9 protein-coding genes and 1 other RNA gene are annotated in these 9481 nt (G+C 74.0%); 5 read left to right on the top strand and 5 right to left on the bottom strand.

Annotation, left to right across the window (positions count from 1 at the left end; all coding sequences use genetic code 11):
* Positions 1-347 precede the first annotated feature (347 nt).
* Positions 348-1565 (bottom strand): hypothetical protein, encoded by a 1218-nt coding sequence (locus ACFCV8_RS12490; protein WP_376685271.1) that lies wholly within the window; start codon positions 1563-1565, stop codon positions 348-350.
* 197 nt (positions 1566-1762) lie between these two features.
* On the opposite strand from ACFCV8_RS12490, the gene ACFCV8_RS12485 reads away from it, so the two are divergent.
* The 4 genes from ACFCV8_RS12485 (at position 1763) to ACFCV8_RS12470 (ending at position 5962) form a co-directional block, all read left to right on the top strand.
* Entirely contained in the window at positions 1763-2803 is a 1041-nt protein-coding gene (locus ACFCV8_RS12485; protein ID WP_376685270.1) for an ABC transporter substrate-binding protein, read from the top strand.
* 308 nt (positions 2804-3111) lie between these two features.
* A complete protein-coding gene (locus tag ACFCV8_RS12480) occupies positions 3112-3951 on the top strand; it encodes a Nif3-like dinuclear metal center hexameric protein (RefSeq protein ID WP_376685269.1) in 840 nt (279 codons plus the stop codon).
* Positions 3948-4691, top strand: a complete 744-nt coding sequence (locus ACFCV8_RS12475) for a zinc ribbon domain-containing protein (RefSeq protein ID WP_376685274.1) — start codon at positions 3948-3950, stop codon at positions 4689-4691. Before ACFCV8_RS12480 ends, ACFCV8_RS12475 begins: the two co-directional genes overlap by 4 nt.
* Positions 4691-5962 (top strand): bifunctional RNase H/acid phosphatase, encoded by a 1272-nt coding sequence (locus ACFCV8_RS12470; RefSeq protein WP_376685268.1) that lies wholly within the window; start codon positions 4691-4693, stop codon positions 5960-5962. The genes ACFCV8_RS12475 and ACFCV8_RS12470 overlap by 1 nt, the downstream gene beginning before the upstream one ends.
* 25 nt (positions 5963-5987) lie before the next feature.
* Here ACFCV8_RS12470 and eda read toward each other — a convergent pair whose 3' ends face one another.
* The 4 genes from eda to ACFCV8_RS12450 all read right to left on the bottom strand — a co-directional run bounded on the left by eda (position 5988) and on the right by ACFCV8_RS12450 (position 8897).
* A complete protein-coding gene (gene eda, locus ACFCV8_RS12465; protein ID WP_376685267.1) occupies positions 5988-6611 on the bottom strand; it encodes a bifunctional 4-hydroxy-2-oxoglutarate aldolase/2-dehydro-3-deoxy-phosphogluconate aldolase in 624 nt (207 codons plus the stop codon).
* Positions 6612-6700: 89 nt separating this feature from the next.
* Positions 6701-7501, bottom strand: coding sequence for a peroxide stress protein YaaA (gene yaaA, locus ACFCV8_RS12460; RefSeq protein ID WP_376685266.1), 801 nt, complete (start codon positions 7499-7501; stop codon positions 6701-6703).
* Between the two features lie 68 nt (positions 7502-7569).
* Positions 7570-8169, bottom strand: a complete 600-nt coding sequence (locus tag ACFCV8_RS12455; protein ID WP_376685265.1) for a hypothetical protein — start codon at positions 8167-8169, stop codon at positions 7570-7572.
* Positions 8166-8897, bottom strand: coding sequence for a MerR family transcriptional regulator (locus ACFCV8_RS12450; RefSeq protein WP_376685264.1), 732 nt, complete (start codon positions 8895-8897; stop codon positions 8166-8168). The genes ACFCV8_RS12455 and ACFCV8_RS12450 overlap by 4 nt, the downstream gene beginning before the upstream one ends.
* Positions 8898-9004: 107 nt before the next feature.
* Between ACFCV8_RS12450 and rnpB the strand changes: the two genes are divergently transcribed.
* An RNA gene (gene rnpB, locus ACFCV8_RS12445) (RNase P RNA component class A) lies at positions 9005-9406 on the top strand.
* Positions 9407-9481 lie beyond the last annotated feature (75 nt).

Genomic DNA, 9481 nt, shown 5'->3' with positions numbered 1-9481 from the left:
GCCGGGGCCCACCCGTTACCTTCTTGCTCTCGCCGCGCGGTCAGGCCGCCCGGCCGTCCCCCTCGGAGGGGCGGCGGTGGCGGCCGTGCGGCTGTGCCGACGCGTCGTCCCTCGACTCACCCCCTCGGTGCTTTCCGTAGCCGCCGGCTTCGGCCCGCTCCGCGTCCGAGGGACGCGGCTGGGTCGTGTCGGTTCGGGCTTCAGACATGTGGGAAGTCACCCCGTTGTGATCGCTTGCGTGTGGTCACCTGGGCCGATCACGCCACACCGCGCCCCGGTCGGCCGCCTGAACGACCTCCGGGTACGGCTGCGCAGGGCCTCGTGCTCGGATCGGCCCGGCCCAGATTTTAACCAGGCAACGCCCGCCCCGTCAGAGGCGCCTGACCCAGAGGAACCGGCTTGCACACGGGCAGCGGCGCGGCGGCGGCGGAGCCCTCCGTACCGCTTGCGCCGCGGGCCGTCACGAGCTGCCGGGCGGCGGGGCCGTCGTCCGCCGGGGCCCGCAGCAGCGCCACCCCGCAGGCCGTGTCCCCGTCCGCGTACGGCAGCCGCAGCAGCCCGTCCCGGGTCCACACCCCGCGGCCGGCCTGCCAGCCCTCGGGGGCGGCGAACGGATGCAGCCGGCGCCCCGCCGGACGCCACACCCCGATCCAGCCGCCCGACGCCCCGTCCACCCGCAGCGCCACCGCGCAGTTCTCCGGCATCAGCATCTGCCCCGGCTGCACGGCGAACGGCGTCACCGCCGCATCGGGCAGCCGCAGGCACTCCGGGAAGCGCACCGGCAGGCAGCTGCCGAGCACCCCCCAGCCGAGCCGGTCGTGGCCCGGCGCGTCCGAGCGGATCAGCAGCAGCCCGCTGTCCGGATCGGCCAGCAGCAGCCGGTCGTTGCTCTCCGGCGCGATCTGGAGCAGCGGGCTCACCTCACCACCCCGTTCCAGATCCACGGCGACCGCCTTGACCGGGCCCCCGCCCGGCATCTCCCGGTCCAGGGCCAGCATCCGGCCCGCCCGGTCCAGCCAGACGCCGCCGGAGCACCGCCCCGGCACCCGCGCCACCCGCTCCGGCCCGAAGGCACCGCCCGCCACCCGCCACACGGACGTGCTGTACGTCCCGGCCGACAGGGCGTACGCGCACGTCCCGTCCGGCGTCGGCGGCAGCAGGCGCAGCTCCGCGCAGGCGACGGTGCCGAGCGGCAGCTCGCCCGTCCCCGGGCCGGTCGGGTAGAGCAGCGACACCGCGTGCCGGTCCGCGACCCGGCGCCGGATCAGCACCCGGCCGTCGGCCAGCGGCAGCACCTCGGAGTCCGGCTCCTCCGGCTGGCCGAGGGGGAGCGGCACGGCGTAGGGCTCGGGCCCGTCGAGCGTCCAGCGCTCCACGAACCAGGCCCCCTCGCCCGTACCGCCCGCGCCGTTCCCGTCGTCCGCACCGGCCGCTCCCGCCGCGTCCGCGAGTGCCAGCCGGGCCGCGTACGAGCCGTCCGCGGCGATCGTGAACGCGGGTGCGTACGGCCGCCCCGCCGCTCCAGGATCCGCCGAGGTCTCGTTCTCGGCGGCACAGAGAGTCATCGAAAGGTCACCTCCGGCAACCGAAGGTAGTTATCGCACTTCCAGCCGAACAACGCGCGACTCGCCACTTCACGCATAAGGGTGGCAATGACGGGATTCGCCTGAGGTGACGGGGGCGGTTGTGCTGCGCCCGGATCGGGTCAGTAAGGTTAGGCACTCCTAAGCATTGTCTGTGTGATCTTCGACTGGAGCACGTGATGTCCCTTCGTCGCCGCGGCACCGCCGCAGTCGGCCTGGCGGTGGCCGCCGCCCTCACCCTCTCGGCCTGCGGCAGCGACGACGGGGGCTCGGGCGGCTCGGCCAAGTCGGACGGCGGCGACAAGAAGGCGGCCGTCGCCACCGGCGGCAAGGACTTCGGCGACGCGGCGAAGAAGACGGCGGAGTACGGGACGGACGCCAAGGCCGGGCAGTTCCCCCGCACCCTCACCCACGCCATGGGCAAGACGGAGATCAAGTCCGCCCCCAAGCGCGTCGTCGTGCTGGACGTCGGCGAGTTCGACAACGTCGTCTCGCTGGGCGTGAAGCCGGTCGGCTACGCCCCCTCCGAGGGCGACGCGGCGATCCCCTCGTACCTGAAGAAGGAAGCGGGCGACCCGAAGAACGTCGGCACGATCAACAACCTCAACCTCGAGGCGATCGCCAACCTGAAGCCCGACCTGATCCTCGGCAGTCAGCTGCGCGCCGCCGACAAGTACGACGCGCTCTCCAAGATCGCGCCCACCGTGTTCTCCATCCGCCCGGGCTTCACCTGGAAGGAGAACTACCTCCTCAACGCCGCGGCGCTGGACCGGACCGAGAAGGCGAAGAGCGAGCTGGCGGACTACCGGGCCAAGGCCGAGAAGCTCGGCGAGGACATCGGCCCGGACAAGCCGACCGTCTCCATGGTCCGCTACATGCCCGACCGCATCCGCCTCTACGCGAAGGCGTCCTTCATCGGCACCATCCTCCAGGACGTCGGCCTGCCCCGGCCGAAGAACCAGCAGATCGACGACCTCGCGGCCGAGATCAGCCCGGAGAAGATCGACGAGGCCGACGCCGACTGGATCTTCACCGGCGTCTACGGCGACGTGAAGGCCACCAAGCGCGACACCACCCAGGCCAACCCGCTGTGGAAGAACCTGAAGGCCGTCAAGGAGGGCCGGGCCAAGGACGTTCCCGACGAGACCTGGTACCTGGGCCTCGGCGTCACGGCCGCGAACCTGGTCCTCGACGACCTCCGCGCCGACCTCGTCAAGTAGCCGGCCCCGCGAAGCGCCCCTGCCTCGCGGAGCGGCCCCGCCCCGCGAGGCGCCCCGGCCTCCCGGAGCGGCCCCGCCGCGCGAAGCGCCCGGCCTCCCGGGGCGGCCGACCCCGTGGAGCGGGTGCCGGTCCCGTGGAGCGGGCGTCGCCCCCATGGTGCGGGGCGGCCGACCCCGTGGAGCGGGTGCCGGTCCCGCGACGCGGCCGGCTTCGTGAAGTGACGGACACCGAACAGCCTGTGGCCGGTCCGCGCGGACCGGCCACAGCCATGGGCGGCGGGGCACGGCGGGCAGGTAGCCTTCTGCCTGTGCCCCGTCTGTCTGATGTCCTCGCCGAGCTCGACGCTCTCTGGCCGCCCGAGCGGGCCGAAAGCTGGGACGCGGTCGGTACGGTCTGCGGAGACCCCGACGCGGACGTCGATCGCGTACTCCTCGCCGTCGACCCCGTCCACGCGATCGCCGAGGAGGCGATCTCGCTCGGCGCCCAGCTGATCGTCACCCACCACCCGCTCTATCTGCGGGGTACGACGACGGTCGCCGCCGACACCTTCAAGGGCCGGGTCGTGCACACCCTCATCAAGCACGACATCGCGCTGCACGTCGCTCACACCAACGCCGACACCGCCGACCCCGGCGTCTCCGACGCCCTGGCCGGCGCGCTCGACCTGCGCGTCGAGGGCCCGCTCGTACCGGACCCCACCGACCCGAAGGGCCGCCGCGGCCTCGGCCGGATCTGCGTGCTCGACCACCCCGAGACGCTGGCCGGGTTCGCCGACCGCGCCGCCGCCCGGCTGCCCGCCACCGCGCAGGGCATCCGGCTCGCCGGGGACCCCTCGGCGACGGTGCGCCGGGTCGCCGTCAGCGGCGGCTCCGGCGACAGCCTCTTCGACGCGGTGCGCGCCGCGGGCGTCGACGCCTTCCTCACCGCGGACCTGCGCCACCACCCGGCCTCCGAAGCCGTCCAGCAATCCCCGCTCGGCCTGGTCGACGCCGCCCACTGGGCCACCGAATGGCCCTGGTGCGAACAGGCCGCCGCGCAGCTCGACGCGATCTCCGACCGCCACGGATGGGACCTGAGGGTCCATGTCTCGAAGCAGGTCACCGACCCCTGGACCACCACCCACCACTCTTCTGGAGCCCCCAACTGAACGCCGCGCCCGCCGACCAGATCCGACTCCTCGACGTCCAGGCCCTCGACGTACGCCTGTCGCAGCTCGCCCACCGCCGCAAGTCGCTGCCCGAGCACGCCGAGATCGACTCGCTCACCAGCGACCTCGCGCAGCTGCGCGACCTGCTGGTCGCCTCGCAGACCGAGGAGAGCGACACCGCCCGCGAGCAGACCAAGGCGGAGCAGGACGTCGACCAGGTGCGCCAGCGCGCCGCCCGCGACCAGCAGCGCCTCGACTCCGGCGCGGTCACCTCGCCGAAGGACCTGGAGAGCCTCCAGCGCGAGATCGCCTCGCTGGCCAAGCGCCAGGGCGACCTGGAGGACGTCGTCCTCGAAGTGATGGAGCGCCGCGAGTCCGCCCAGGAGCGCGTCACCGAGCTGTCCGACCGGGTCTCCGCCGTCCAGGCCAAGACCGACGTCGTGGCCGCCCGCCGCGACGCCGCGACCAAGGAGCTCGACGACGAGGCCGCCTCCGTCACCAAGGAGCGCGAGGTCGTCGCCGCGTCCGTCCCCGCCGACCTGCTGAAGCTGTACGACAAGCTCCGCGGGCAGCAGGGCGGGGTGGGCGCCGCCCGCCTCTACCAGCGCCGCTGCGAGGGCTGCCGCCTGGAGCTGAACATCACCGAGATCAACGAGGTCAAGGCCGCCTCCCCGGACACCGTCCTGCGCTGCGAGAACTGCCGCCGCATCCTGGTCCGTACGGCGGAGTCGGGACTGTAATGGACCGGCCGCGCCCGTTCGTCGTCGAGGCCGACGGCGGCTCCCGGGGCAACCCGGGCCCCGCCGGTTACGGAGCCGTCGTCATCGACCCGGTGACGGGGGAGACCCTGGCCGAGGCCGCCGAGTACATCGGCGTCGCGACGAACAACGTCGCCGAGTACCGGGGCCTCGTCGCGGGCCTGGAAGCGGTGAAGGCACTGGTGCCGGACGCCTCGGCGGACGGCGCGGTCCAGGTGCGGGTCCGGATGGACTCCAAGCTCGTCGTGGAGCAGATGTCGGGCCGCTGGAAGATCAAGCACCCCGACATGAAGCCGCTCGCGGCACGGGCCGCCGCGATCCTGCCGCGCTCCGCCGTCACGTACGAGTGGATCCCGCGCGAGAAGAACAAGCACGCCGACCGGCTCGCCAACGAGGCGATGGACGCGGGCAGGCGCGGCGAGCAGTGGCGGCCGTCCGCCTCGACGGCGGCCCTCGACACGTCGCGGGCCGGTGGACCGCCGCCCCCGGCCGGCCCGCCCGGCGACGCGGCGGCGGGCGCGGCGAAGGCCCGTGCCGCACTGGCCTCCCGCAAGCAGGCCCCGGCCGCCCCGGAGGCCGCCACCGCCTCCGCCACCCCTCAGGTCGGCTGGGGTGCGGCGCCCGACCTCGGCGCGCCCGCCACCTTCGTCCTGCTCCGGCACGGCGAGACGGCGCTCACCCCCGAGAAGCGGTTCTCCGGCAGCGGCGGCAGCGACCCCGAGCTCTCCGCGACCGGCCGCGACCAGGCCGAGCGGATCGCCCGGTCGCTGGCCGCCCGGGGCACCGTCGAGGCGATCGTCAGCTCCCCGCTGCGCCGCTGCCGCGAGACGGCCGCGGCGGTCGCGGCCCGGCTCGGCCTGGAGGTCGGGATCGAGGAAGGCCTGCGCGAGACGGACTTCGGAGCCTGGGAGGGGCTGACCTTCGGCGAGGTGCGCGAGCGTTACGGCCCCGACCTGGACGCCTGGCTCGCCTCCGCGAAGGCCGCTCCCACCGGCGGCGGCGAGAGCTTCGCCGAGGTCGCCCGCCGGGTGGCCGCCGCCCGCGACCGCCTCACCGCCCGCTACGCGGGCCGCACGGTCCTCCTGGTCACCCATGTCACACCGATCAAGACCCTGGTCCGGCTGGCGCTCGGCGCCCCGCCGGAAGCCATGTTCCGGATGGAGCTCTCGGCGGCCTCGGTCTCGGCGGTGGCGTACTACGCGGACGGCAACGCCTCGGTCCGGCTGGTCAACGACACCTCGCACCTGAGGTGATCCGGGCGGCGGGGCGAGGTGGCGCTCAGCCCCGCAGCCCCGCCGCCTCGCGCGCCAGCCGCTCCACCCGCGCCCAGTCCCTCGCCTCGACCGCGTCCGTGGGGACCATCCAACTCCCGCCCACACAGCCGACGTTGGGCAGCTCCAGATAGGACGGCGCGGAGGCGGCCGTGATGCCCCCGGTCGGGCAGAACCGGGCCTGCGGCAGCGGCGAGGCCAGCGACTTCAGGTACGCCGTGCCCCCCGCGGCCTCGGCCGGGAAGAATTTCATGTCCGTGACCCCGTGCTCCAGCAGCGCGACCACCTCGGACGTCGTCGAGACGCCCGGCAGGAACGGCAGCCCCGACTCCCGCATTGCGCCCAGCAGCCGCTCCGTCCACCCCGGACTCACCAGGAACCGCGCCCCCGCCGCCAGGGTGTCGGCGACATGGCCGACGGTGATCACCGTGCCCGCCCCGACCAGCGCGTCCGGCACCTCCGCCGCGATCGCCCCGATCGCGTCCAGGGCCGCGGGGGTCCGCAGGGTCACCTCGATGACCGGCAGCCCGCCCGCGACCAGGGCCCGGGCGAGCGGCACCGCGTCGGCGGCATCCTTGAGGACGACGACGGGCACGACGGGGGCGAGGTCCAGCACGGAGAAGGAGGTCATGGCATCATCCTGCCGCGCCGACAGCGTCGTACGCAACGAGAGTTGCACGGAGTGCAACGCGTGAGGCCTGTGGTTCGTCGCCCCGGGGCTCAGTGGATCTCCGTCACCACGACATCGATCGACCACACCCGCCCGGCCCGCGCCGGAGCCTCGGCCTCCACCACGTACCCGAGCTCGCGCAGGGTCTCCACCAGCTCCGCGGGACGCTTCGGGCGCGCGCCGGAGACCAGCAGGTCGCGTACCAGCCGCCCCTTCGTCGCCTTGTTGAAGTGGCTGACCACCGAACGCTTCTCGACCCCGTCCACCATCTGGGAGTGCAGGACCCGCACGCTCGCCGTGCGCCCGGCCGTCTCCCCCTTCGGCTTCCAGGCGGCGGCGTACGCGGAGGACCGCAGGTCCAGAACGAGCCCGTCCCCGGCCGCCTCCGGCATCACCCGCTCCATCGGCCCGCGCCAGTACGCCCCCAGCGCGCCCAGCCCCGGCAGCTTCACACCCATCGAGCAGCGGTACGACGGAATCCGGTCACCCACCCGCACGGCACCCCACAGCCCGGAGAAGACCAGCAGCGACTTCCCGGCCCGCCGCTTGGCCGCCGCGTCCAGGGAGGCCAGGTCCAGCGCGTCGTACAGCACCCCCGTATAAACCTCTCCGGCCGGACGCGTACCGGCCGTGCGCAGCTCCGCGTTCTTCGCGACCTCGCCGCGCAGGCCCTCGCTCAGCCCGAGTACCTCGCGGGCCTTCTCCTCGTCCGCCGCGCACAGCCCGACCAGCTCGTCCAGGACCGCCGCCCGCGCCTCGGCCAGACCCGGCAGCGACAGCGACTCCGGCTTCAGGGGCGCCCCCCGCCCCGAGGCGGCCTTGCCTTCGGAGGGCGGCAACAGCACGAGCACGGTGGTTCTCCTTCGTACGCACGGGGACGGGGCGGGACCGGGGCCCCGCGCCAGCGTACGGGCACTCGTCATGCGCTCCGCTCCCACCGGGTGAGCGCGGCCACGACGGCGGCCGGATCGTCCGCGTGGAACCGTACCGAGTGCGCCTGCCCCCGCTTCCCCAGCGGCCGTACGAACTCCACCGGGCCGGCCAGCTCCACGGTCACCGAAGTCTGCCCGCCCACCACCAGATCCAGCACTCCGTCCGCGTCGGCCGCCATCGGGCCCAGGTCCGGAAAACGCCGCTCGATCCGCGCCCCGGTGACCGCACCGGCGGGGATCCGCAGGTCGAACCGGGCGCCGTAGCGCAGCCGTAGCGCACCGTCGGCGCCCACCACATGCGGCCGGGTCACACACGCGGCATGCGTCGACAGCACGAACACCACCCCGTACACATCGAGCACCAGCAGAATCGCGCGCACCACCGGCCACGGGGTCAGCAGAGCTAGCATTACCGTCTCGACCACGGAGACGAACAGCAGCCCGTACATCATCGCGGTCTGCGGCCCGGTGTACGCGACCGCCAGGGCGCCGTCGGGCACCGCGTGCCGTCGCCCCCGTACCCACAGCCAGAGGCTGTGCAGTGCGCGCATCTCGTGCCCGGCCAGCAGTCGCAGCCGCCCCCTCACGACGCCCTCCGCAGGGCGAGGGCCGCCATCACCCGGCGCACCGTCTCGGCCTGGGCGGGCGCGTAGTCGTCGAGCAGCACCTCGCCCAGGCCGGTCAGGAGGGGCTCGGCCGAGGGGATCACCGCCAGCACCGCGTCCGGTACGGCGGCCGCCATCTCGGCGGCGAGCGGCCCGATCCGGGGATCGTCCACGGCGGCCCCTTCCAGCGCGTCCAGCCGCTCGTACAGCGCGTGCACGGCCGGGTCCTCGCCCAGCGGCGCCAACGCGGCATGCAGCTCCCCGCCCGCCCCCGCGGTGTCCAGCAGCATCAGGTGCTCGCGATCCCTGGCCGCCATGGGCGAACCCGTCACCGGCCCCGTCCCCAGCAGCTCGGCGAGGGCCGGGGACACCGGCTCCCCGTCGGGGACCGGCCCCTCCAGCAGCCGCGCCAGCCGGCGCCGCCGCTCCCGGATCGCCTCCTCCTGCCGGGCCAGGTCAGCGTCCAGCCCGGCCAGCAGCTCCATCAGCTCGTGCCCCGCCGAACCGGCGAGCGTCTCCCGCACCTCGTCCAGCCCGAGCCCCAGCTCCGTGAGCCGCCGCACCCGGGCCAGCGCCACGGCGTCCGCCGCACCGTAGACGCGGTACCCGTTGGCCCGGCGCGCGGGTTCGGGCAGCAGCCCGATGCGGTGGTAGTGCCGGACGGTCCGCGTGGTGACCCCGACGAGCGCGGCCATCTCTCCGATACGCATACGGCCAGTAGAAACCCTGACGTCGCGACAAGGTCAACCGTGCACCAGGCCTCCGGACCCCGGACTCCCGGCCGCCCCCGGCCGGGTACCATGGTCGGCACGGCAGACGAGCCAGGCGGACGGCCGCGTGGGGATCCTCGGATCTCCCCGAGGAACGTCCGGGCTCCACAGGGCAGGGTGATGGCTAACGGCCACCCGGGGCGACCCGCGGGACAGTGCCACAGAAAACAGACCGCCGGGGACCTCGGTCCTCGGTAAGGGTGAAACGGTGGTGTAAGAGACCACCAGCGCCTGAGGTGACTCAGGCGGCTAGGTAAACCCCACCCGGAGCAAGGTCAAGAGGGGCCGTCGTACGACGGCCCTGCGCGGATGATCGAGGGCGGCCCGCCCGAGTCCGCGGGTAGACCGCACGAGACCGGCAGCAATGCCGGTCCTAGATGGATGGCCGTCTCCCCGGCCGCCGCGAGGCGACCGGGCGACAGAACCCGGCGTACAGCCTGACTCGTCTGCCACCCAGGGCTTCCAGCCGGCGAACACGCAGGCCGGAGGCCTTTCTTCATGAAGGAGCGGGCCGCTCCTGGCGA

Origin of the sequence: Streptomyces sp. NPDC056347 (assembly GCF_042262625.1) — a bacterium.
GTDB lineage: Bacteria > Actinomycetota > Actinomycetes > Streptomycetales > Streptomycetaceae > Streptomyces.
This window is presented reverse-complemented; position numbering and strand designations above follow the sequence as displayed.

Excerpts from the sequence above, each read along its gene's own strand:
- ACFCV8_RS12490 (WP_376685271.1), bottom strand. The coding sequence starts at position 1,565 with ATGACTCTCTGTGCCGCCGAGAACGAGACCTCGGCGGATCCTGGAGCG.
- ACFCV8_RS12485 (WP_376685270.1), top strand. The coding sequence starts at position 1,763 with ATGTCCCTTCGTCGCCGCGGCACCGCCGCAGTCGGCCTGGCGGTGGCC.
- ACFCV8_RS12470 (WP_376685268.1), top strand. The coding sequence starts at position 4,691 with ATGGACCGGCCGCGCCCGTTCGTCGTCGAGGCCGACGGCGGCTCCCGG.
- eda (WP_376685267.1), bottom strand. The coding sequence starts at position 6,611 with ATGACCTCCTTCTCCGTGCTGGACCTCGCCCCCGTCGTGCCCGTCGTC.
- ACFCV8_RS12450 (WP_376685264.1), bottom strand. The coding sequence starts at position 8,897 with ATGCGTATCGGAGAGATGGCCGCGCTCGTCGGGGTCACCACGCGGACC.